Annotated in this window: 21 protein-coding genes and 1 tRNA gene; 11 read left to right on the top strand and 11 right to left on the bottom strand. The window is 66.9% G+C overall.

Features of this window, described 5'->3' with window-relative positions; genetic code table 11:
* Nucleotides 1–38: 38 nt before the first annotated feature.
* The gene (locus RT456_RS15940; RefSeq protein ID WP_313348016.1) at nt 39–731 is read left to right on the top strand and encodes a type 1 glutamine amidotransferase domain-containing protein; all 693 of its coding nucleotides are present in this window, start codon (nt 39–41) and stop codon (nt 729–731) included.
* Nucleotides 732–790: 59 nt separating this feature from the next.
* On the opposite strand, the gene RT456_RS15935 is transcribed toward RT456_RS15940, so the two are convergent.
* Nucleotides 791–1,747, bottom strand: a complete 957-nt coding sequence (locus tag RT456_RS15935) for an NAD(P)/FAD-dependent oxidoreductase (RefSeq protein WP_313348015.1) — start codon at nt 1,745–1,747, stop codon at nt 791–793.
* Nucleotides 1,748–1,914: 167 nt separating this feature from the next.
* Between RT456_RS15935 and RT456_RS15930 the strand changes: the two genes are divergently transcribed.
* The gene (locus RT456_RS15930) at nt 1,915–2,196 is read left to right on the top strand and encodes a hypothetical protein (protein WP_313348014.1); all 282 of its coding nucleotides are present in this window, start codon (nt 1,915–1,917) and stop codon (nt 2,194–2,196) included.
* Nucleotides 2,197–2,219: 23 nt separating this feature from the next.
* Complete coding sequence (locus RT456_RS15925) at nt 2,220–2,618, top strand: response regulator (RefSeq protein WP_313348042.1); 399 nt, start codon at nt 2,220–2,222, stop codon at nt 2,616–2,618.
* On the opposite strand, the gene RT456_RS15920 is transcribed toward RT456_RS15925, so the two are convergent.
* The 4 genes from RT456_RS15920 to RT456_RS15905 form a co-directional block, all read right to left on the bottom strand.
* A complete protein-coding gene (locus tag RT456_RS15920; protein ID WP_313348013.1) occupies nt 2,545–3,588 on the bottom strand; it encodes a glycoside hydrolase family 43 protein in 1,044 nt (347 codons plus the stop codon). The genes RT456_RS15925 and RT456_RS15920 overlap by 74 nt on opposite strands.
* Before the next feature lie 97 nt (nt 3,589–3,685).
* Entirely contained in the window at nt 3,686–4,459 is a 774-nt protein-coding gene (locus tag RT456_RS15915) for an oxygenase MpaB family protein (protein WP_313348012.1), read from the bottom strand.
* 37 nt (nt 4,460–4,496) lie between these two features.
* Nucleotides 4,497–5,438, bottom strand: a complete 942-nt coding sequence (locus tag RT456_RS15910) for a hypothetical protein (protein WP_313348011.1) — start codon at nt 5,436–5,438, stop codon at nt 4,497–4,499.
* A 133-nt stretch (nt 5,439–5,571) separates the two neighbouring features.
* The gene (locus RT456_RS15905; protein ID WP_313348010.1) at nt 5,572–5,844 is read right to left on the bottom strand and encodes a DUF333 domain-containing protein; all 273 of its coding nucleotides are present in this window, start codon (nt 5,842–5,844) and stop codon (nt 5,572–5,574) included.
* Nucleotides 5,845–6,179: 335 nt separating this feature from the next.
* Here RT456_RS15905 and RT456_RS15900 point away from each other — a divergent pair, with 335 nt between their 5' ends.
* Nucleotides 6,180–6,617 (top strand): DUF2628 domain-containing protein, encoded by a 438-nt coding sequence (locus RT456_RS15900; protein ID WP_313348009.1) that lies wholly within the window; start codon nt 6,180–6,182, stop codon nt 6,615–6,617.
* 32 nt (nt 6,618–6,649) lie between these two features.
* On the opposite strand, the gene RT456_RS15895 is transcribed toward RT456_RS15900, so the two are convergent.
* A tRNA-Ile gene (locus tag RT456_RS15895) sits at nt 6,650–6,725 on the bottom strand.
* 298 nt (nt 6,726–7,023) lie between these two features.
* Here RT456_RS15895 and RT456_RS15890 point away from each other — a divergent pair.
* On the top strand, nt 7,024–7,968 hold the full coding sequence (locus tag RT456_RS15890; protein WP_313348008.1) for a hypothetical protein: 945 nt from the start codon (nt 7,024–7,026) through the stop codon (nt 7,966–7,968).
* A gap of 96 nt (nt 7,969–8,064) precedes the next feature.
* Here RT456_RS15890 and rpoD read toward each other — a convergent pair whose 3' ends face one another.
* On the bottom strand, nt 8,065–9,915 hold the full coding sequence (gene rpoD / locus RT456_RS15885) for an RNA polymerase sigma factor RpoD (RefSeq protein WP_313348007.1): 1,851 nt from the start codon (nt 9,913–9,915) through the stop codon (nt 8,065–8,067).
* An 88-nt stretch (nt 9,916–10,003) separates the two neighbouring features.
* Nucleotides 10,004–10,444, bottom strand: coding sequence for a D-aminoacyl-tRNA deacylase (dtd, locus tag RT456_RS15880; RefSeq protein ID WP_313348006.1), 441 nt, complete (start codon nt 10,442–10,444; stop codon nt 10,004–10,006).
* Nucleotides 10,445–10,567: 123 nt separating this feature from the next.
* On the opposite strand from dtd, the gene RT456_RS15875 reads away from it, so the two are divergent.
* The 4 genes from RT456_RS15875 to RT456_RS15860 all read left to right on the top strand — a co-directional run bounded on the left by RT456_RS15875 (nt 10,568) and on the right by RT456_RS15860 (nt 14,830).
* Nucleotides 10,568–11,485: a lauroyl acyltransferase gene (locus RT456_RS15875; protein ID WP_313348005.1), complete on the top strand. Its 918-nt coding sequence runs from the start codon at nt 10,568–10,570 to the stop codon at nt 11,483–11,485.
* A gap of 81 nt (nt 11,486–11,566) precedes the next feature.
* Complete coding sequence (gene ribA, locus RT456_RS15870) at nt 11,567–12,703, top strand: GTP cyclohydrolase II RibA (protein ID WP_313348004.1); 1,137 nt, start codon at nt 11,567–11,569, stop codon at nt 12,701–12,703.
* A 61-nt stretch (nt 12,704–12,764) separates the two neighbouring features.
* Nucleotides 12,765–13,325 carry a PH domain-containing protein gene (locus RT456_RS15865; protein ID WP_313348003.1) on the top strand — a complete coding sequence of 187 codons (561 nt, stop codon included), beginning with the start codon at nt 12,765–12,767 and terminating at the stop codon, nt 13,323–13,325.
* A 65-nt stretch (nt 13,326–13,390) separates the two neighbouring features.
* Nucleotides 13,391–14,830, top strand: coding sequence for a PH domain-containing protein (locus RT456_RS15860; protein ID WP_313348041.1), 1,440 nt, complete (start codon nt 13,391–13,393; stop codon nt 14,828–14,830).
* A gap of 52 nt (nt 14,831–14,882) precedes the next feature.
* Here RT456_RS15860 and RT456_RS15855 read toward each other — a convergent pair whose 3' ends face one another.
* A complete protein-coding gene (locus RT456_RS15855) occupies nt 14,883–15,941 on the bottom strand; it encodes a CDP-glycerol glycerophosphotransferase family protein (protein ID WP_313348040.1) in 1,059 nt (352 codons plus the stop codon).
* Here RT456_RS15855 and RT456_RS15850 point away from each other — a divergent pair.
* Both RT456_RS15850 and RT456_RS15845 read left to right on the top strand, forming a co-directional pair.
* Nucleotides 15,940–16,758, top strand: coding sequence for a glycosyltransferase family 2 protein (locus RT456_RS15850; RefSeq protein ID WP_313348002.1), 819 nt, complete (start codon nt 15,940–15,942; stop codon nt 16,756–16,758). The genes RT456_RS15855 and RT456_RS15850 overlap by 2 nt on opposite strands.
* Before the next feature lie 44 nt (nt 16,759–16,802).
* Nucleotides 16,803–17,945: a glycosyltransferase gene (locus RT456_RS15845; RefSeq protein WP_313348001.1), complete on the top strand. Its 1,143-nt coding sequence runs from the start codon at nt 16,803–16,805 to the stop codon at nt 17,943–17,945.
* A 9-nt stretch (nt 17,946–17,954) separates the two neighbouring features.
* Here the strand turns inward: RT456_RS15845 and RT456_RS15840 are convergent, their stop codons facing one another.
* Together RT456_RS15840 and RT456_RS15835 are read right to left on the bottom strand one after the other, a co-directional pair.
* Nucleotides 17,955–19,247, bottom strand: a complete 1,293-nt coding sequence (locus RT456_RS15840; RefSeq protein ID WP_313348000.1) for an O-antigen ligase family protein — start codon at nt 19,245–19,247, stop codon at nt 17,955–17,957.
* 171 nt (nt 19,248–19,418) lie between these two features.
* The coding region (locus RT456_RS15835) for a glycosyltransferase family 39 protein (RefSeq protein WP_313347999.1) at nt 19,419–20,876 on the bottom strand (1,458 nt) is incomplete at its 5' end.

Below are 20,876 nucleotides of genomic sequence, written 5' to 3'. Positions count from 1 at the left end.
ACCGGTCTACTGTTAACTACCCACCACAGGAATCGCCCATGAAAGTCCTCATCGTTCTGACCTCCCACGACGAACTCGGCAGCACCGGCCGCAAGACCGGCTTCTGGCTGGAAGAGCTGGCCGCGCCGTACTACACCTTCAAGGATGCGGGCGCGGAGATCGTGCTGGCCTCGCCCAAGGGCGGCCAACCACCGCTGGATCCGAAGAGCAATGAGCCCGACTTCCAGACCGAGCTCACCCGTCGCTTCGAAGCCGATGCCGCCGCCAACGCCCAGCTGGCCAACACCGTGCGGCTGGACAGCGTTTCCCAGGCCGACTTCGACACCGTTTTCTACCCGGGCGGCCATGGTCCGCTGTGGGACCTGGCCGAAGACACGCACTCCATCGCGTTGATCGAATCGTTCATCACGGCCGGCAAGCCGGTCGCGCTGGTCTGCCATGCACCGGGCGTGCTGCGCCACGTCAAGGCCGCCAACGGCAACCCGCTGGTCCAGGGCAGGAAGGTCACCGGCTTCACCAACAGCGAAGAAGAAGGCGTTGGCCTCACCCACATCGTGCCCTTCCTGGTCGAGGATGAACTCAAGGCGGCAGGTGGCCTCTACTCGAAGGGACCGGACTGGGGCTCGTACGTGGTCAGCGATGGCCTGCTGATCACCGGGCAGAACCCGGCGTCGTCCGCCGAAGCGGCCGCGGTGCTGGTGGCACAGGTCGAGAAGACTGCGAAGGCGTGAGGTGTGCCTGCGGTGCGCGTCCGGGTTGCGGAACGCGCACCGCATTGCGGCCGCGTGTTTCAACGTTCAAGCAGCCCCATCAGCGAGCGGTGCACCGCCACACCGGCCAGTGCACCCTCGCCTACCGACAGCGCGATGCTGCCGGCCATCCGCGCGATGTCGCCGCACGCGAACACGCCGTCCACCGTGGTCTGCTTCGCCGAATCGGTGGTGATGCAGCCACCGTCCTCAAGCCCGCAGCCCAGCTGTGTGGCCAACGTGCTGGACAGCACGGTGTCGTGGCAAACGAACAGGCCATCCATGGGCGCCCGTCGCCCATCCTCCAGGTGCATCGTGGCCACGTCATCGACGCATCGCACCGGCGTCAGTTCCACGCCGATGCCGTGCGCGTCCAGCACCCGCGTCGATGCGGTGCCTGGGGCGGTCTGTGCGTCGGTACAGAACACGGTCACCTTGCCCCAGTCGGACAGCAGCACGGCCTGCTCCACGGCCTTCTCCACCGTCACGCACAACAACCCGATGCGCCCCTGATTCAGTTCGTACCCATGGCAATACGGGCAGCTGAACACACTGCGTCCCCAGCGTTCTTCCAGCCCCTCAACGTCGGGCAGCACATCGCGTACGCCGTACGCCAGGATGATGCGTTCGGCATTGAACACCGCACCTGACGCGCAGCCGACGCTGAACGCCGGGCTGGCGTCCTGACGCGTGGCCGTCAACGCTTCGTCGTTCTGCCATGAGACCGAGGGATAGCGCGCGAGCTCGGCGCGCGCGTGGGCAAGGATCTCTGCCCCGCTTCTGCCGTCCGACGCCAGCCAGCCATGCGACACCGCCGCCCGCTGGTTGCGTGGCGATGCGGTATCGATGACCAATACGCTGCGACGGGCCCGCGCCAGCTGCAGCGCGGCGGACAAGCCGGCATAACTACCGCCCACAACGATGGCGTCGCAGGGTGAAGCGGAATGCTGGCGCATGGCGTGCTTCCAGTGGGGAATGCACAGTGTGGGCAGGTTCATGTGGATGCCGTGCGACTGCCTGGTCAGGCAACGAACACCTTCGGCTCACAACTGACCGGGTAGGCTGACCGTGCGCCGTTCTATCGTTGATACGGCAATCAAGCACACGACCCAGCACTGGCCCTGTTGAGCTGCGTGCCGAGGTTTTGCAGATGCCAGACACTGGCATGTTTCATCTCTACGACGTCCGCTTCAGTGCAGAGGCGGCCATTCCCACCATTGAGTTCATCCGGGCCCAGTGCAATGCGTGCCGTGGGATCTTCCGGGCGAGCGAACGCCCCTTGCTGGAAAACATCGCGGGCGGCGGTGCGATCCTGACCTGCCCCGCATGCAGCCGGCGACAGGCGATATCGGGTGCCCGCTTCGTGGAATTCGCCGCGCGATTCCCCATGGGAAACGCGGAAGGAAGCAATCCGCTTGCCACGCCGGTTCCGGGTGAGGGCGCGTGAGCGGCATCGTCGATACATCTCCAATGAATGGCACGGTGCTGGTGGTCGAGGACGAAATAGAGCTGTCCCGGCTGTTCGTCGAGGTCATCACCCACGCCGGTTACACCGCAGTGCCCACCTATTCCCTCACGGATGCATTGGGTGCGCTCTCCCACCAGCATTTCGACGCTGCCGTGCTGGATATCGAACTGCGTGATGGCACGGTCTTCCCGGTGGCCGACCGCCTGGCGGAACTGGGCACGCCCTTCCTGTTCGCCTCTGCGGTCTACTCGCAGATGGTGCCCACCCGCCACCGGGACGTGCCGTTTGTCGCCAAGCCGTTTCGCATTGAGGAACTGCTCGCCGGCGTCAAGGCTGCGCTGCAGGGTGGCGGGGAACCGCTGCTGGCCGCATCGGATCGGCCGGCACGCCCTCGCGGGTGATCTTCACCGGCAGGATGTGCCCGTTCGCATCGAAGTACATGCGGTCAATGGCGGTGACCCGGTGATCGCGCGCGGTATCGCCGAGCGGGCGACGGTGATAGACGATGTACCAGTTGTCGCTGCCGGGCGCGTGGATCAGCGAGTGGTGGCCGGCGCTGGTGGCGATGTCCGGATCCTCCCGCAGGATCGTACCGATGCGCTTGAAGGGGCCGGTGACGGTGTCGGCGATGGCGTAGGCCACTGAATAGTCCGGCTGGCCCCAACCGCCTTCGGACCACATGAAGTAGTAGCGGCCGTCGCGCTTGAACATCAGCGACCCCTCCACGTACTCCGGCGACGGCGTGATTTCCTTGTACAGCGTGCCGTCGGCCAGCGGCAGCACACCGCTGAAGTCGTCCTTGAGACGCACCAGGTTGGCGTGCTTCCAACCGCCGTAGATCATGTACCAGGCGCCGTCGTCATCCTTGAACACGAACTGGTCGATGGGCTGCGCGCCATTGTGGAAGGCACCGACCAGCGGCTTGCCGAGCAGGTCGCGGTACGGCCCTTCGGGATGGTCGGCCACGGCCACGCCGATGCCACCCACCTCGCTGTCGTTCTTGATGTCGTTGGCGGAGAAGAACAGGTAATACCGGCCGGCGTTCTCGACCACCGACGGTGCCCACATGGCCTGCTTCGCCCACGGCACCGCATCCATCTTCAGCACGCCGGGGTGCCGGGTCCACTGCACCAGGTCGGGCGACGAGAAGGCATCGAACGCGACCTGTGCTTCGTATACCGTCGACGTGGTCGGGTAGATCCAGTAGCGGTCGCCGAATATCGCCGCCTCCGGATCGGCGTACCAGCCGGGCAGGATGGGGTTGCCCGACATCTGCGGGGCCGGGGCATCGTGCGTGGAGGGCGCGGCCAGCGCCATCAACGGAACTGCTGCCGCAAGCACTGCGGCCACCATCACCTTGCGCAACACCATGCCCTGCCCTCCCGTGCCAGATCGATGAATCCTCAGTTTAGATCGATTTAGGTACGGGGTATTTGTGCAAGGCACAAGAGGCGCGGCGCTTGGCGGATCATGGGTCGGCCTGCGCCCGAAGCCTGGCCAGGAAGTGACGGGCCGGCAGGTGCCGCAGCCAGCGCGGCTGCATCCAGTACAGGCGCGGCGCCCAGCGCTGGAAGCGCTGCCAGCGGCGTGCGTCCACCGCCGTCCACGGCAACCCGAACATGGCCCGTACATGCGCCGGCAACAGCGCACGGGTCACGAACGCCTGCAGCGGCAGCGCAGGACGCAGGTACCACGGTGCCCCGCCACTCAGCACCGCCTGCAGATACGCGCGCACCTCATCATCCACCCGCAGGCTGGCCTGACGGCTCTCCCACCACATCTCGAACGCATCGGCGGTGGCGGGCCATTGCGCATCGTCTACCTGCAGGGTCCGTCCGAAGGCCCACGCCTGCCGATACACCGCCTCACGGCTGGCGGCAGGCACGGGGCCCACGAACAGCGTGTACATCTCCACTGCACCCCGGTACAGCGTTGCCGCCACCCACAACTGCAGGTCACGGTCGAAGGCGTTGTAGCCTTCGCCCTGCACCGGAACGTGCGCGCGGTTGACGTGGCGGGCGATCGCCGCGCGATCCTCATCCGTCCCCAGCGACACTGCGTAGATGTAGCTCATGGTGGCGCGCAGCCGCGAAAGCGGCCGGCGCAGCGTCTGGCTGTGCCGGGCCACGCCCCGCCCCACCCCGGGGTCGGCCAGCTGCCATGCCACCGCTGCGCCTGCACCGAAGTAGATGTAGGACTCGATGTTGATGTCGGCCAGGCCGATGGAGGTGGGGGAAGGCATGCGGCCGAGTCTAGTCAGGCCGGTGTGGGGTCGCCGTTTACGGGCTGGTGGCGGGAGGCTGCCTTTCCGCCTCGTCCCGGTTCAACTGCTCGCGCTGCGCGTTGTGCCAGGCCTCGCCCGCGGCCTGCACGCGCGCGTCTTCCTCGCGGTTGTGCCGCTCGATCTCCTTGTACTCCGCCCACACCTCGGGCGAGATCGTCTTGAGCCGGTTGTCGGGGCGCAGGCGTATCGACGCGGAGGGCGCGGCCGACACCGTGAAATTGTCCAGCAGCCACTGCTGCCGCGCTTCCGCAGACGCCTGATGCAGGTCGGGCTCGGCAAACCTGTCCATGGGCAGCAGTTCCTCCGCCAGCATTTCACCGGAGGATATCTTCGCCAGCTTCACGACGAGCCGCTCGCGCTCTTTCTGTTGCTGGTAGAGCGCAACCACATCGCCCTGGATCCAGAGCGGATACCAATACCCGGCAATCGGGTAGACATGGAAGGGCTGTTCGCGGATCAGCAGCAGATTGCTGGATTCGTCGTAGAGCGCTCGCCATCCGCGCGGGGCCTGACGCGTCGTGCAGTCGATGCTGCCCTTGTTGATCGTTTCGAGGATGGGTGTGGCGCCGGTGTCGATCAACCGCGTCGTCCAGCAGCGCCGCCCATCGCTGTTGTGCGATGCAAGCAGGATGGAGCGCGGGTCCAGCACGATCGCCTCGGTATGCACGAACGGATCGCTGCCCGCGTCCGGGTCACGCAGAAGCGCGGCAAAGCCGCTGTCAGTCAACGTGTCGCCGTGCACATAGAGCGCATAGCGGGTGTAGTGGCGATATTCGCTGATGTTGATGTCCAGCGTGCTTTCGGTCACGGCCACGACCTTCAGCGCGTCCGACGAGAAGACCGTCTCACGGCTGGTGCGCCAACATCCGACAAGCAGCAACGTGGCGAACGCGAGCAGCACGGCCGAGCGGGGAACGAAACTGCGTCTGTTTCTCATGGCACTCCGTGGCGGCTGTATGTCTTACCTTCTCTGCTCAGATCGCGAGTGAGGACGCAGTCGATTGATCCGTTCCGCGACAACCACGAATGTCTGAGCTCCGCAACTTCAGCGCCGCGTATTGTGCCACCCGCTAGGTCGATGTCTTTGGCGTGTCCCGGCGGAACAGTTCCCACTCATCGATCCTGTCACCGTTCGGCAGGTGGCAGATGCCGCGCTCGCCACCGCTTGCGTCCTTCTCGATATGGACCTTGCCACCGCGCTTCACACAGTACTCGGACGCTGGATTGGCCATGCCGGTGCGAACTCCGTTCTCGCTGGTTTCCTGGCTCTGCCGGGAACACCCGGCAGCTGCGGCGACTGCAAGGGAGGCAATGAGGACTGCGAGGTTGGTGGACAGACGCATGGCACTTTCTCCAGAACGGGCCGATTGGCTGGAGGCAGTGTGGAATCCAGGTCGTGAACACATTGTGGGATGGCGCGGCCTACCCCATGCCGGGCTGGCGTATTTTTCGGTTGGCGCGACCACCGGACATGGGTTCCCGCAGGCGCGCCCCCTGTTCAAGGTCCTGCGGCTTGTCTAAGCTGCGCAACGCAACGCGCTGACGCTTCTGAGGCTGCCGATTCTCCGGCCACCCTGGCGGTGCCGCGCGCGGGCGCACACGCCCGGACAGGAGCACGGAGATTGCGCATGGTCCGGGTCTGATTGATCAGGTGCAGAGCATTCCATCGGAGAGTTACATGACGGATCCATACAACTCGTACCAAGGACCCACCGCGCCCACCACCGTTGTTGCAGCACCCCCTGCCCGGCCCACCCGGGATGCGATCTCAGGGCTGGACGTCTCGGACAAATGGAAGGACCGTTTCAGGGCGATCGACCGCGCCGGCGGCCCAAGCCTGCCGCAGTTCCAAAAGCTGTCCTTCCGCGAGCGCAGCTCCATCCAGTTCAACTGGCTGGCCTTCATTTTCGGGCCTCTTTACTTCCTGGCCAAGGGCCTCTGGCGCCAGACCATCGCTTACGTGTTGATTGCCATTGCGCTGGTGCTGGTGCTCGACGCGCTCGGCCTGGACAAGGTGATCCGGGCGATGGGAATGGGCTTCAGTGCCGTCTACGCCATCCGCGCCAACATCAGCTATTACAAGAAGGTGGTGCAGGACGAGGCGCCGTGGCTGTGATGCCCACACGCAGGGTGCACCGCATGGGAATGTGGTGGGCCCACCAGGATTCGAACCTGGAACCAAAGGATTATGAGTCCTCTGCTCTAACCGTTGAGCTATAGGCCCTGCGCGGTTGCACAGTGTAGTGGAGGCGCGGTTGGGCTTGCTACTGGGGCCTTGCCCTCAACCCCGAAGCCGCGCATTCCGGCGGCACGTCTGCGGTCATGGGGAGCCCACGGTACGCCGCAATCTGCCCCCTGCCCCTGGCGCCTGCGGCACGATTCGCGCGGCCGGGCAACGCTGCAGGAAACCGGCCCCACATCCCGAGGTAACCGGTAGCGGTCACAGCATGGCCTGCATCGGCGGTGATAGCCTTCCCATGCCCCGGCCAAGCGCTCACGGCACGGGAAATGACAGGGGTACCATGGACGACATGACGCAGTTCCGCATCACCTACGACGGCCCCGCCCTCGCCACGCATGAGATGGATGCCAGAGAGCTGGCTCCCGCGCTGATGGCCATGGCCGACCTTCTCGATTCAAGCGTGCGCGCACTCCATGGCGATCGCGCCAAGGCGCAGATCAACGTCAAAGGGTCCTTCAAGACCGGCAGCTTCAATGTTGACTTCACCACCGCCCTGAATTTCCTGACCGCCGCAAAAGACATGTTTTCGGGCGACGGCATGACGGCCATCGCCAACGCCACGGCGGTCCTGACCGCACTCGGCCTCACAGCCACGGTCGGCTACACAGGCGTCGTGCAGGTCCTGAAATGGCTGCGCGGCCGCAGGATAACGAACGTTCAAATGAATGATGATGGGCACGTCACCCTCTTCACTGATGAAGATGCCCTGGAGGTGGAGCTGCATGTACTGGTTCTACTGCGCGACCTTCCCGTGCGCCAGGCATTTGACCGGGTTCTTGCCCCCTTGGATCGCGACGGAATTGACACCTTTGCCGCCGGTGACCCGTCGTCATTCGCCGTGGTCATCAACGACGTCGAGCGTCATCTCTTTTCCGCCCCTGCCGGTCAAGACGAGCTGATCCTTGAAGATACGAGGAAGATGGCATTTTCCATCGTCTACCTCGCATTCAAGGAAGAAAACAAGTGGAGGCTGTCTGACGGGAATTCGACCATCAACGCCAAGATCTCCGATGCCGCGTTTCTTTCAGGGGTGAACAACAACGAAACCTCGTTTACGAAGGGAGACGTTCTGATCTGCGAGGTAAAGATCACTCAATGGCAGACGGTGTCGGGTGCGAAGACCGACTATGAAGTGACCAAGGTGATCGAGCATCGCCATGCAGCCACCCAGATTTCGTTTCCTGGCATGCGGGTCCCGCCGGGCCCGGCTGGAACCAGCCCGTAGCGCACCTGAGGCATGGGCACATGACGTTCGCCTCGACGGCGCCATAAAAAAACCCCGCCGAAGCGGGGTTTTTTCATCAACGCACCACCCTGGAAATCAATCGATGTCCAGGAAGCTGCGCAGCTGCTCGGAGCGGCTCGGGTGACGCAGCTTGCGCAGCGCCTTGGCTTCGATCTGGCGGATGCGCTCGCGGGTGACGTCGAACTGCTTGCCGACTTCCTCGAGGGTGTGGTCGGTGTTCATGTCGATGCCAAAGCGCATGCGCAGCACCTTGGCTTCCCTCGGGGTGAGGCCGGCCAGCACGTCACGCACGGTTTCAGACAGATTGATGTTGGTGGTGTTCTCGATCGGGGACTCCACATTGGTGTCCTCGATGAAGTCGCCCAGATGGGAATCCTCGTCGTCGCCGATCGGGGTTTCCATCGAGATCGGCTCCTTGGCGATCTTCATCACCTTGCGGATCTTGTCTTCCGGCATGTCCATTTCCTTGGCCAGCTCCTCCGGCGTGGCCTCGCGGCCGTACTGCTGGAGCATCTGGCGGGAAATGCGGTTCAACTTGTTGATCGTTTCGATCATGTGCACCGGGATACGGATGGTGCGCGCCTGGTCGGCGATCGAACGGGTGATGGCCTGGCGGATCCACCAGGTCGCATACGTGGAGAACTTGTAGCCGCGACGGTATTCGAACTTGTCCACGGCCTTCATCAGGCCGATGTTGCCTTCCTGGATCAGGTCGAGGAACTGCAGGCCGCGGTTGGTGTACTTCTTGGCGATGGAGATCACCAGGCGCAGGTTGGCCTCGACCATTTCCTTCTTGGCCTTGCGCGCCTTGGCTTCGCCGTAGGCCATGGCCCGGCTGATTTCCTTCAGCTCTTCCAGCTCCAGCGAGGTGTGCTTCTCGATGTCGATGGTGGACTGCTGTTCGGCAATGATCTGGTCCTTGACGTCACGCAGGGCCGACGACCACTTCTGCTTGCGCTTCAGTGCGTCTTCCACCCATTCCAGGTTGGTCTGGTTGCCTTCCCAGGAACGGATGAAATCCTTGCGCGGCATACGGGCCGTGACAGTGGCCAGGTTCAGCACGCGGCGTTCGTGGCCCTTGATGTCGGCCATGACGTCGCGCAGCTGCTTGACCAGCACGTCGGTCAGCGGCAACGGCAGCTTCAGGGTGACGAACACGGCGGCCATGTCGTCGCGCAGCTTGGTCAGCGGCTTGCGGTCAGCCTTGGTGGACGCCTTCTTGAAGGCCGCGTAAGCATCGGCCAGGGCCTGCATGCGACGGGCGACTTCTTCCGGATCCGGACCGGTCGGGCCGGCCTCTTCTTCGACGTCGTCGCCGGCGTCTTCTTCGTCGTCGGCTTCTTCGTCAGCATCGTCGCTGGTGTCTTCGGCCACGGCCGGCGCCGGAACCTCTTCGACCAGGTCGTTGAAGCCGACGATCACTTCGGCCAGGCGCTTCTTGCCTTCCTTGTGGGCTTCGTAATCGGACAGCAGCGATTCGACCGACACCGGGAAGGTGCCGAGTGCAGCCTGGACCTGGCCCAGACCTTCTTCGATACGCTTGGCGATGGCGATTTCGCCTTCGCGGGTCAGCAGTTCGACGGTACCCATTTCGCGCATGTACATGCGCACCGGGTCGGTGGTGCGACCACCTTCGGTGTCGAGTGCGCTCAGTGCGGCGGCAGCTTCTTCGGCCGCGGTGTCATCGACTTCGCGGTTACCGGTGTTGCCGTCGTTGAGCAGCAGGGTTTCGGCATCGGGCGCCACTTCATGGACATCGATGCCCATGCCGTTGATCATGCCGATGATGTCTTCGATCTGCTCCGGGTCGACAATATCGTCGGGCAGGTGGTCATTGACTTCGGCGTAGGTCAGGTAGCCCTGTTCCAGGCCCTTGCTGATCAGAAGCTTGATGTCGTTTTGCTGGGCAGGACGTTCGTTGGCCATGTAGTGCTCGCGCCACCGGCAGGGAGAGGAATAGAACCTAGCATTATACCAGCCCAGCGCCCTTCCGGCCCGGGCGGTGGTCCCGGGGTCAGGGTCTGAGCAGGAAGGTCACCGGACCGTCATTGACCAGGCTGACTACCATATGGGCGCCAAATCGCCCGGTTTCCACCCCCGAAGCGTGCTTTTGCCTGCAGATCTCCACCAATCGGTTGAATCCACGTTCAGCCTCGGCCGGCGGGGCCGCCGTGCTGAATCCCGGGCGCATCCCGCTGGCGGTATCCGCGGCCAGCGTGAACTGGCTCACCAGCAGCAGGCCGCCGCCCGTCTCCCCCAGTGACCGGTTCATTTTTCCGGTCTCATCGGCAAACACACGGTAACCAAGCAGACGATCGGCCATCCTGCTGATCTGCGCGTCGGTGTCGCCCGGCTCCATGCCGACCAGGGCCAGCAGGCCGGGGCCGATCTGGCCCACCACGGCCTCGTCCACGCTGACGCTGGCCTGGGTGACGCGCTGGATGAGGACGAGCATGGTGGGGTTCCATCAAGGGGGGGGGGGGCGGCCTACCTTAGTGGCTGCGCGCGGGGCTGGGAAACCCTTGCCTGCCGGTCGCGGCAAACCGCCCGCCACGCGCACCGGCTAGACTTTGCCCCGATGAAACCGCAAACCACCGCCCGCCTGGCGTACCGCGCCGCTGCCCTGTTCACCCGCCTGCCCTGGTCCTGGCTGCGCGGCTTCGCCCACGCGCTGGCCTGGTTGTGGATCCGCCTGGATGCCCGCGAAAGCCGGGTCACCCGGCGCAATCTGGAGCTGGCCTACCCGGCGCTGTCGGCTGCCGAACGCGCCACCCTGCACCGGGAGGTGCTGCGTTCGACCGCGCTGCAGGCCGTGGAAACCCTGCGCCTGTGGACCCAGCCGCGCGACCGCAACCTGGCCCTGCTCACTGAGCGCCACGGCGAGGCGCTGTACGACGCCGCCCTGGCCAGCGGCAAGGGCGTGATCGTGGCCGCGCCCCACTACGGCAACTGGGAACTGCTCAACCAGTGGCTGGCCTCGCGCGGGCCGATCGCGATCGTCTACAAGGCACCCGACGAAGCCGTGGGCGATGCGTTCCTGCAACTGGTCCGGGGCGGCAGCAATGTCCAGCAGGTCCGGGCCGAGGGCCCGGCAGTGCGCCAGTTGTTCAAGGTGCTCAAGGACGGCGGGGCCACCGGGATCCTGCCGGACCAGCAGCCCAAGGCCGGCGACGGCGTGTTCGCCCCGTTCTTCGGGGTGGAGGCGCTGACCATGACGCTGGTCAACCGGCTGGCCGAGCGCACCGGTGCTACCGTGCTGTATGGCTGGTGCGAACGGACCGGCCCAGGCATGCAGTTCGCCCTGCACATCACGCCGGCCGCACCGGGCGTGGCCGATCCGGACCCGCGCACCGCGGCAGCCACGCTCAATGCCGGGATCGAGGCGATCGCCCGCCGCGATCCGGCGCAGTACCAGTGGACCTACAAGCGTTACACGCTGCGCCCGCCGCACAGCGATGAAGTAGACCCCTACGCCACCGAGGAACATCCCCACTGAGAGCCGCCGCACCGAGCGCGACGCTCTGTCGCCCCGGCCGCAATTGAATCGGCGCCATCCGACCCCACTGTGGAACCCACGATGTCCCCCACGGCCCCTGCCATGTCCCCAGCTGCTTCTTCTCCGTTCGGCGATCCGGCCGCGATCCGCTGCGAGCGCGCGGTGGCCGAACTGCGCGCCGGCCGCCCGGTGCTGATCGATGACGGCCGTGGCCAGCGCCTGGCGTTCATCGCCCTGGACAGCAGTACCCGCAGCAGCTACAGCGCCTTTGCCGAGGTCGCGGCCGGGCAGCATTACCTGTTCCTGACCGCCACCCGGGCGCGGGTACTGGGCGTGGCCGCCGAGCATGGCGCGCGCGTGCCGCTGGCCGGGATCGACTTCGATGCCCTGCCCTCGCTGAGCTACCTGCGCGAACCCGAACCGATGCCCGCCGGGTGGACCGCCGGCCAGGCGCTGGACGACGGCGCGGTGGAGATCGCCCGCCTGGGCCTGCTGCTGCCGGCCATGGTCGGGGTGCTGCTGGCGCCGGGCGATACCCGCTTCGACAGCTGCGCGCAGGTATCGCTGTGCGACCTGGCGCAGGGCGCCGAGCAGGCCGCGCATGCCTATGAACTGGTGGCGCGATCGCCAGTGCCGTTGCGCGAGGTCGGCATGACCGAATTCGCGGTGTTCCGCGGCGGCGTGGCGCAGCGCGACCAGGTGGCGATCATCGTCGGCAACCCGGACCTGTCGGGCGTGGTACCGGTGCGCGTGCATTCCTCGTGCCTGACCGGCGACCTGTTCGGCTCGCTCAAGTGCGACTGCGGCGACCAGCTGCGGCGCGGCCTGCGCAAACTCAAGGAACTGGGCGGCGGCGTGCTGCTGTACCTGGACCAGGAAGGGCGCGGCACCGGCATCGCGGCGAAGATGCGCGCCTATGGTTACCAGCACGACGGGCTGGACACCATCGACGCGGACGCGCAGCTGGGCTTCGGCGCCGACGAACGCCGTTACGGCAGTGCCGTGGCGATGCTGCAGGGTCTGGGCGTGCAGCGTGTGCAGCTGCTGAGCAACAACCCCACCAAGGCCCAGCGCCTGCGCCATGCCGGCATCGAGGTGGTGGACTGCGTGCCGGTCACCGGCGACATCACCGCAGAGAACGAGCATTACCTGCGCACCAAGGCCGAGCGTGCCGGCCATCTGCTGGACGTGGACGCGCTGATCCAGGCCGCGCAATAGCGCGCGGCAACCTGCTACCGTCTGCGCGACGGGCGCTGCAGCGCTGACCACGACGCCCGGCATGTTTCCTCCTGCCGAGCGCCTTGCCTTGTCCGACCCTGCCTTCGTTCCGCCGCTGCCCACCCCGCCACCGCTACCACCGCTGCCGGCGCACACCGCGTGGCAGCCGTTGCCACAACGTGCGGCCACGCTGGCCGGCGTGGCTGGCGGCATCACCGGTGCACTGCTGATCGGCGGCGCACTGGGCACGTTGTGGGTGGTGTTCGAGCTGCCGATGCGCTGGGTCGGCGCGGTGGCGATGCTGCCGCTGGGCGCAGTGGTCGGCGCGTTCTTCGGCTACCGCCGCCAGCGCCGTACCTGGTGGCGGCTGGATGCGCAGGGCCTGGGCGTACGTCGCGACCTGATGTGGCAGCTGGAAACACGGGTGCCGCTGTCGCGGGTACAGCACCTGGACCTGCGCCGCGGGCCGATCGAGCGCACCGCGAAGCTGGCCACGCTGGTGGTGCACACCGCCGGCAGCCGCTTCAGCGCGGTGTCGCTGAGCGGGCTGGACCAGGCCGACGCCGAACGCCTGCGCGATACCCTGGGCCACCAGCTGGATCAGGACGACGACGCGCTGTGAGTACCCCGCCGCCGCTCGACGCCGCGCCCGACCAACGGCTGCATCCGTGGTCGTGGTTGTTCGTGATGCTGATGCAGCTGCGCCAGTTCCTGCTGCCGCTGGTGGCGCTGCTGGTATTTGGCGGCCGTGGCGACCGTGACGAGATGTGGTCCTACCTGACCGCGCTGATCGTGATCGCGGTGCTGGTGGCGGCCTCAATCCTGCAATACCTGACCTTCCACTACCGCATCGGCCGCGATGCGATCAGTGTGCGCAGCGGGGTGATATCGCGTAACCGACGCGAGATTCCCTTCGCGCGCATCCACAACGTGGTGGTGCACCAGATCCCACTGCACCGCCTGTTCGGGGTCGCCGAGCTGCGCCTGGAATCGGCCGGCGGCCACCGCCCCGAAGCGGAAATGCGCGTGCTCCGGCTCGACCAGGCACTGGCACTGGAGCAGCTGGTGCGCCAGCGCGGGCAGCAGGCACTGCCCGTGGAGACTGTCGATGCACCGGCCCCGGCGGCACCCGCCGACGAGGTGCTGCTGCAGCTGCGCACCACCGACGTGATACGCATCGGGTTGCTCTCCAACCGCGGCTGGGTGGTGGTGCTGGCGCTGTTTGGTGCCTCATACCAGCTGTTCCCGCGCGGGGTGGTCGACAACGCCATTGAGTACGGCGGTCGCCAGGCGATGGGCTACGCCAGCCATCTGCACCCGGCCACCTGGGTGTGGGTAGTGGTCGCGCTGGTGATGATGCTGGGGTTCTGGGGGATGCTGCGGGTCCTGTCGGTGGTGCTGGCACTGCTGCGCTACCACGGCTTCCGCCTTACCGAACACGAGCGCCGCCTCACCGTTGCCAGCGGTCTGTTCACGCGCATGCGCACCAGCGTGGCGCGCCGCCGCATCCAGGCCTGGACGCTGCGCGAAACCGCGCTGCAGCGCTGGTTCAAACGCCGCCACCTGCGCATCGACATTGCCGCCGGCGTGGCCGCCGATGGTGAGCGCCGGGACCTGCGCGAACTGGCGCCGCTGGCCACACCCGAGGCCTGCGATGCCCTGGTGCAGCACCTGCTGCCCAAGCTGCAGTGGCCGCCTGCGCACTGGCGCGCCGTGCCACAGCGCGGCTGGTGGCGGCTGTGCCTGCCCGCGCTGCTGATCGTGCCGCTGTTGGCGGCCGGTGCCGTCTGGGAAGTCGGGCCCTGGGGCGCGCTGCTGCTGGCGTGGTTGCCATGGTCGGCGTTCCGCGCCCACCGGCAGATGGCGCGCATGGGCTACCACCTCGACGCACGCTACGTGGCGGTGCGCGGCGGCTGGTGGCAGCGCTGGTGGCGCTTTGCCGAACTGGAAAAGCTGCAGTCGCTGCGGTTGAGCCGCTCGCCGCTGGACCGCTTGCTGGGTACCAGCAGCGTGTGGCTGGATACGGCAGGGGCCGGTGGCAGCATCGCGCTGTGCCTGCGGTATCTGCCGGAGGCCGAGGCGCGCGCGGTGTTTGAACAGCTCAACGATGCATTCGTGAAGCGTTGACACGCACGGCGTGTCACTACGATCCTTGGTCGCTTGGTCCCGCCCTTGGTCGCTATCGCTTCGCGGGGCCCCAATAGCCCAGCTCCTTGCGGATCTGCAGACCGCGCGTCCATGCGCCGAACGGCTTGCGCTTCAGCGCGCCCAGCTCGCCCGCCAGGAAATCCTCGGTGGCGGCGATGACCCGCTCGCTCGAGCGCCCATCGCGCCACGGGTGGATATCGTCGGCATAGCGGCGGATCTCCGCCATCAAGGCCGGTTCCGGGTCCAGCGCGCGCGCCAGCATCGCCGGCAACTGGGCCGCATCGTCGAAGTCGATCATGTGTGGCTGCGGAACGCGATTGCGGAAGGTCACCACGGGTTTGTGCTGCACCACGAACTCGGACACGATCGAGGACGTATCCGACACCAGCACATCGGCGGCACGCTGCGCGGCCATGACCTGCTCCGGTTCGACGAAGGCGGCATTCGCACCGGCCAGCGCGCGGTACCGCTCGAACAGCTCCGGCGCGCACTTGGGGTGCAGGGTGAGCAGCCAGTAGCGATCGCCGCGGGCGATGTCGGCCGCGATGTGTTCATACAGGTGCGGGGCCGCGCTCAAGCGCTCGGTGAAGGTCGAGCCGAACAGGATCACCGGGCGCCCCTGCGCGGGTGCCCGCAGGGCTGCGCTGGCACCCCCGTCGTCGCGGAACAGCGGGTCCAGCTTGGGCCAGCCGGTCTCGGCCACGGCGAAGTGCCCTTCGCGCGCGGCCAGCTCGCGGAACGGGGTGGTGGTGGCCGGCCCCTGCGTGCAATACAGGTCGAACAGCCCGCGCACGCGGAAATGGCCGCGCGCACTGTCGCGCTTCTGCACATTGAAACCATGGAAGACCTGCACCTTGGCCCCGGCGATGAACGGCGGCACCCAGTTCGCGGCGCTGAACACCGCGCGCGGCTGCAGCACCAGGGCCTCCTTCAGGCCCACGTTGGGCACCCCCGGCAGGCTGCCACCGGCCGCCCCATCGGCGAACCAGGCCGACACCGATTGACCGGACGCGTGCAACGCCTGGGCCAACGGGGCGAGAATAGGCAGCGCATAGCGCTCCGTCGCAAACAGCAGGTACTCGGCCATCATGTCCTCCACGACCGCTCCCGTTGAACGGCCTCGCATCTCGGCCTGCATTATCGCGTTCAATGAAGCCGACCGCATCGGCGATTGCCTGGCCTCGCTGGCCTTCTGCGACGAGGTGATCGTCGTGGACTCGTATTCGACCGACGCGACGGTGGCGATCGCGACCGCCGCAGGCGCCCGGGTGCTGCAGCGGCCGTTCGATGGCTTCCGCAGCCAAAAGGCGTTCTGCGTGGCACAGGCCACGCATGACTGGGTGCTGTGCCTGGACGCGGACGAGCGCGTTGGACCGGCGCTGCGTGAGGCGATCCAGGCCGCCCAGGCCAGCGGCTTCGCCGGCCACCACGGCTACCGCTTTGCCCGCCTCTCCGAATACTTCGGCAAGTTCCTTCGCCATGGCAACGCCTACCCGGACCGGGTGCTGCGCCTGTTCGACCGCCGCCACGGCGGTTGGCGCGGCACGCGCGAGATCCACGAGGCGGCCAGCGTGGACGGCCAGGTGGGCACGCTGCAGGGCGATCTGGTCCATTACCCCTACCGGTCACTGGAACAGCAGCTGGCCAAGACCCAGCGCTATGCGCGGATGATGGCCGAGCACGAGTTCGCGCGCGGCAAGCGCGCCACCCTGGCCAAGCTGGTACTGGCGCCGGCATGGCGGTTCTGGCGTGGGCTGCTGCTGCGCGGCGGTTTCCGCGATGGCTGGCATGGGCTGGTGTATGCCTACGTGCGCGCCAACTACGTGCGGCAGAAGACCATCATGTTGTGGATGCTGCAGCACGGGCAGCCGGTGAGCGACCCGCCGCGCCCTGGCGACACCGCCTGAACATGGGTGTGGCAGACTTCGTCGGCGTTTTACCGAAGGCCCCCATGAAGATTCTCTACACCAACTTCCACGCCGGCGACGGCGGTGGGCATACCACCTACCTTGCCTCGCTGGCCCGTGCGCTGTCGCCGCGCCACGCGCTGTTCATGGCCGCCCCCGCCGACAGCCGCGTGCTGCGCGTGTTGCGCCAGGAAGGCATCGCCGAGCCGGTCGAGATCGCCTTCAGCAGCGGCTTGGCCACACTGGGTCGCCAGTGGTCGGACCTGCGCACGCTGCGTGGCCTGATCCAGCGCCATGGCATCGACATCGTGCACGCCAATGGCGCCCGCGACCACCGCGTGGCCATGGAAGCGGTGGCCGGCCTGGCCCGCCGGCCCAAGCTGGTGTTCACCAAGCACAACAGCAAATCCAGCAACACGCTGGGCAACACCCTGCGCGCGCGCTGGGGTACCGACCGCGTCATCGCGGTCTCCGAACACACCCGCCAGATGCTGCTGGACAGCCCCTACCGGCACTGCCCGATCGATGTGATCCGCAACGGCGTGGACCTGCAGCGGTTCGCGCCGGTCGATGCCGCCGACGGCGCGGCGCTGCGTGCGCGCTGGACGCTCGATCCCGATGCACTGGTGCTGGTGAGCAACGCCGGCACCGACGGCCACAAGGGCTGGATCGACCTGGCGCGCGCCATCGCCACGCTGCCTGACCCGCTGCGCGGCAAGGTGCACATGGCCGTGGCCGGTCGTGAGCCGGACCCACGCCTGGTGGCCGAAGTGGCCCAGCTGGGGCTGACGGACCAGGTGCATTTCGCCGGGTTGCTGGAGGATATCCGCCCGTTCGTGGCCAGCGGCGATGCCGGCTTCGTGCTGTCCTACGACGTGGAAACCATCTCCTTCGCCTGCCGCGAGATGATGGCCATGGGCAAGCCGGTGATGGTCAGTGACTACGCCGGCCTGCCGGAGAACATCGCGCAGGGCCGCAACGGCTGGATCGTGCCGGTGCGCAACGTGGCTGCCATCGCCGCGCAGGTGGCGGCGCTATACGAACAGCGCGCTGCGTTGCCTGGGGTTGGCCTGGCCGCGCGGGCGCATGCGGTTGAGGCGTTTGGGTTGGAGACGTTCAGTCGGTTGACCGAAGCGTGTTATGAGGCGGTGTTGCGTGGGCCGCCAGGCGGAGCGGTAGCGGACTAACAGTCCGCTCTACACAGTGCGTTCGGTGCGCAGCCGCAGGGGGTCGGACAGGGCCAGGAACAGGGCGATCCAGGTGGCGTAGAACGAGGCGGTGCGCATGTCGCGGAACATCATCTCGGTGACGCCGAACACCATGAAGCCCACGCAGATCATCAGCCCCGCGCCGGCGAACAGGCGCGTGGTGCGATCGGTCATGCCCAGCCGCAGGCGGCGGGCGAACAGCCAGCCCGGTGCGATGTAGAGCAGTACCAGGCCCAACCCGCCCAGCACGCCATAGGTGGCCAGGAAGTACAGCAGGTCGTTGTGGGTCTCGCCGAAGTCGCGGGCCACGGTCGGGGTGACCTGCTTGGCCTCGGCCAGCCGGGCCAGTTCCTCACGGAAGCGGTCGCCGCCGCCCACGCCGAACACCGGCTCGCTGCGGATCATGTGCCCGGCCGCGCTCCACAGCTGCAGCCGGATGCACACCGAGGTGTCGGACAGGTGGGCGACCTGGCATTGGTCGAATTCGCTCACGCCCAGGTGGATGCGCTCACGCATCGAACCGTCGCTGGCCACGATCGCACCCGCCACACCGAGCAGCAGCACGGCCGCCAGGGCCTTGAAGCGGTTCATGCGGCGGCCCTGGACCAGCAATGCAATGAACAGGAAGAACGGGATGGCCAGCAGCCCGCCACGGGTCTGGGTGGCCAGGAACGCCCCCACGCCCGACATGCCGGTGATCAGCTTGAGGGCAAACTCGGTGCGGTGGAAACGGGTGATGCGCACGCCCAGCAGCAGGAACGCCAGCACCGAAAACAGCAGGGTCAGGTCGCCGTAGGTGACGGCATTGAACTGGCGCGTCGCCGGTCGTGCGCCGGTGCTGAACACCAGCCAGGCCACGTTGATCACCGCATACCAGATGCCCAGCAGCAGCCCGAACACCGCATGGGACAGTATCCGGCGCGGAATGCGCAACGCCGCGGCCAGGATCAGCAGCACGGTGAGAAAGCGCACCGCCTTCTCCACTTCCGAGCCCTTCCAGATGCCATGTACGGCCAGGCTGGTGAGCACGCCCACCAGCATCACCGCCACACCCAGCCCCAGCCACCGGTACTCGCGGCGGTTGTCAGACCACGCGGTGCCCACCACCGGGCGGCGCACCCAGGCCAGCACGATGAAGCTCAGCAGCACCAGTCCGTAGTAGCCCGCGCTGCCACCATCCATCGTCGACATCAGCAACACCGGCGACAGGCCGAGGACGACGGTGAACGCCCACGCCAGTACAGGGTTGGCGCCGGCAGGACGGGAAAGCGCGTTGTTCACGTTCAATGCGACTCGGGCGGACAGCGGGATGAAAGGAAATACACCGTCCAGCAACGATGACAGGTCGCCACGGCGCGCGCACCAACGTCGCTGCGTCGATGGATCCGGCCCGCCATCAGCGAGCGGGCGGCATTGTCGCCGATCGGTCCGTAATGATCCATGAGCCTGCGTCTATTCCTCGTCGTCTTCCTTGCCCTGCTCCCGGCGGATGCGGGCCAGCTCAAGCGCGCTGGGGCGGCACTGCCCGACGAAGGCCTGCGCCGGCACCAGCCACCAGCCACGCCGGTTCGCCACGCCGACGCGCTCGGCGTGGTCGCGGTCCACGCACGTGAGCAGGGCCGCCTCCTGCACCAGCAGCCAGCGCTGCTGCGGTGCCTGCGCCTGCCACTCCCGGCCGTCCTGCAGTTGCCGGTACCAGCGGCGCTTGAAGCCGAAGGTGCGCACCGGGCGGTCGGACATCAGCAGGTTCTGCTCCTTCCAGCCCACCAGGCCCAGCTCGGCGTCCGGGCCGATCCGCTGGCCGACTTGGTACATCAGGCCGCGGGCGGAACTGGAGTCATTGAACAGCGGGTAGCCCACCAGGCCATAGGTCACCCACGCCAGGGCCAGGATCGACACCACCGCCAGGTGGAACCGGCGCGGGCCGCTGAACGCCAGGCTCACCACGCCCCAGCTGCCCAGTGCGATGCCCACCCAGCCCAGCGCGGTGGTCACCGACGTGTCGATGCCGCGCTGCAGGATCAGCGTTTGTTCGAAGCTGGGTTCACCACCCAGCATCGCCACCCCCACGCCCAGCAGCGCCACGGTCAGCAGCGCGGCGAAGCCACCCAGCACCCATTGCACGTCGCGTCGGCGCAACAGGCCGGGCAGCAACGGCGCCAGCGCCAGGCAGAACATGGGCAGCGCCGGCAGGATGTACACGTCGCGCTTGCCGTGCGGGATGGAGAAGAACAGCACGATCAGCAGCCACCAGCCGAGCAGCAGCAGATAGCGCGGGTCGCGCCGCCGCAGTCGCCGCCACCAGGCCGGAATGGCCCAGGGCACCAGCAGGAACGCTGGAATCCACATCGACGGCATGGTGGCCAGGAAATACCACCAGGGCTGGTGGTGGTCCCACGACTGCGCATAGCGCTTGGCCGTCTGCCGGAACAGGATGTCGTTCATGTAGGCGCGGTATTCGGCCATCCCACTGCTGGTGGCCGTGATCACCATCGGCACCAGCCACAGCGCCACCGCCAGCACGAATGCCAGCGGTCCCATCCAGAACCGCCAGTCGCGCAGGTGCAGGCGCACCCGCGGCCAGCCCAGCGCGGCGGCGATGACCGCCGGCACCAGCATCAGCAGCGCGATGAAGCCCACCCCCTTGGTGATGACGCCCAGCCCGGCGGCGAACCAGCCCAGCCACCACCAGCGCCACGCCGACCCGCACAGCAGGTGCCGCAGCAGGCCGTAGTTGGCCAGGGTGATGAAGAACACCACCAGCGGGTCGATCTGCGCCTTCTTCGACTGGAAGGTGAAGTGCACGGCGAACAGCAGCGCCCAGGCCGCGTACAGGCCCACCTGGCGGGTCCACAGGCGACGGCCCAGGTCGTACACGCAGGCCAGGGTACCCAGCGCGGCCAGCAGTGA

This window comes from Stenotrophomonas sp., assembly GCF_032099025.1.
In the GTDB taxonomy this organism is placed as follows: Bacteria; Pseudomonadota; Gammaproteobacteria; order Xanthomonadales; family Xanthomonadaceae; genus Stenotrophomonas.
This window is presented reverse-complemented; position numbering and strand designations above follow the sequence as displayed.

Bases quoted from the DNA above. Each gene is read 5' to 3' on its own strand.
- RT456_RS15930 (WP_313348014.1), top strand. From the start codon at position 1,915: ATGTTTCATCTCTACGACGTCCGCTTCAGTGCAGAGGCGGCCATTCCC.
- RT456_RS15925 (WP_313348042.1), top strand. From the start codon at position 2,220: ATGAATGGCACGGTGCTGGTGGTCGAGGACGAAATAGAGCTGTCCCGG.
- RT456_RS15875 (WP_313348005.1), top strand. From the start codon at position 10,568: ATGAAACCGCAAACCACCGCCCGCCTGGCGTACCGCGCCGCTGCCCTG.
- RT456_RS15900 (WP_313348009.1), top strand. From the start codon at position 6,180: ATGACGGATCCATACAACTCGTACCAAGGACCCACCGCGCCCACCACC.
- RT456_RS15935 (WP_313348015.1), bottom strand. From the start codon at position 1,747: ATGAACCTGCCCACACTGTGCATTCCCCACTGGAAGCACGCCATGCGC.
- RT456_RS15865 (WP_313348003.1), top strand. From the start codon at position 12,765: ATGTTTCCTCCTGCCGAGCGCCTTGCCTTGTCCGACCCTGCCTTCGTT.
- RT456_RS15910 (WP_313348011.1), bottom strand. From the start codon at position 5,438: ATGAGAAACAGACGCAGTTTCGTTCCCCGCTCGGCCGTGCTGCTCGCG.
- RT456_RS15850 (WP_313348002.1), top strand. From the start codon at position 15,940: ATGTCCTCCACGACCGCTCCCGTTGAACGGCCTCGCATCTCGGCCTGC.
- RT456_RS15915 (WP_313348012.1), bottom strand. From the start codon at position 4,459: ATGCCTTCCCCCACCTCCATCGGCCTGGCCGACATCAACATCGAGTCC.
- RT456_RS15860 (WP_313348041.1), top strand. From the start codon at position 13,391: ATGCTGATGCAGCTGCGCCAGTTCCTGCTGCCGCTGGTGGCGCTGCTG.
- RT456_RS15940 (WP_313348016.1), top strand. From the start codon at position 39: ATGAAAGTCCTCATCGTTCTGACCTCCCACGACGAACTCGGCAGCACC.
- ribA (WP_313348004.1), top strand. From the start codon at position 11,567: ATGTCCCCCACGGCCCCTGCCATGTCCCCAGCTGCTTCTTCTCCGTTC.
- rpoD (WP_313348007.1), bottom strand. From the start codon at position 9,915: ATGGCCAACGAACGTCCTGCCCAGCAAAACGACATCAAGCTTCTGATC.
- dtd (WP_313348006.1), bottom strand. From the start codon at position 10,444: ATGCTCGTCCTCATCCAGCGCGTCACCCAGGCCAGCGTCAGCGTGGAC.
- RT456_RS15905 (WP_313348010.1), bottom strand. From the start codon at position 5,844: ATGCGTCTGTCCACCAACCTCGCAGTCCTCATTGCCTCCCTTGCAGTC.
- RT456_RS15890 (WP_313348008.1), top strand. From the start codon at position 7,024: ATGGACGACATGACGCAGTTCCGCATCACCTACGACGGCCCCGCCCTC.
- RT456_RS15920 (WP_313348013.1), bottom strand. From the start codon at position 3,588: ATGGTGTTGCGCAAGGTGATGGTGGCCGCAGTGCTTGCGGCAGCAGTT.
- RT456_RS15855 (WP_313348040.1), bottom strand. From the start codon at position 15,941: ATGATGGCCGAGTACCTGCTGTTTGCGACGGAGCGCTATGCGCTGCCT.
- RT456_RS15845 (WP_313348001.1), top strand. From the start codon at position 16,803: ATGAAGATTCTCTACACCAACTTCCACGCCGGCGACGGCGGTGGGCAT.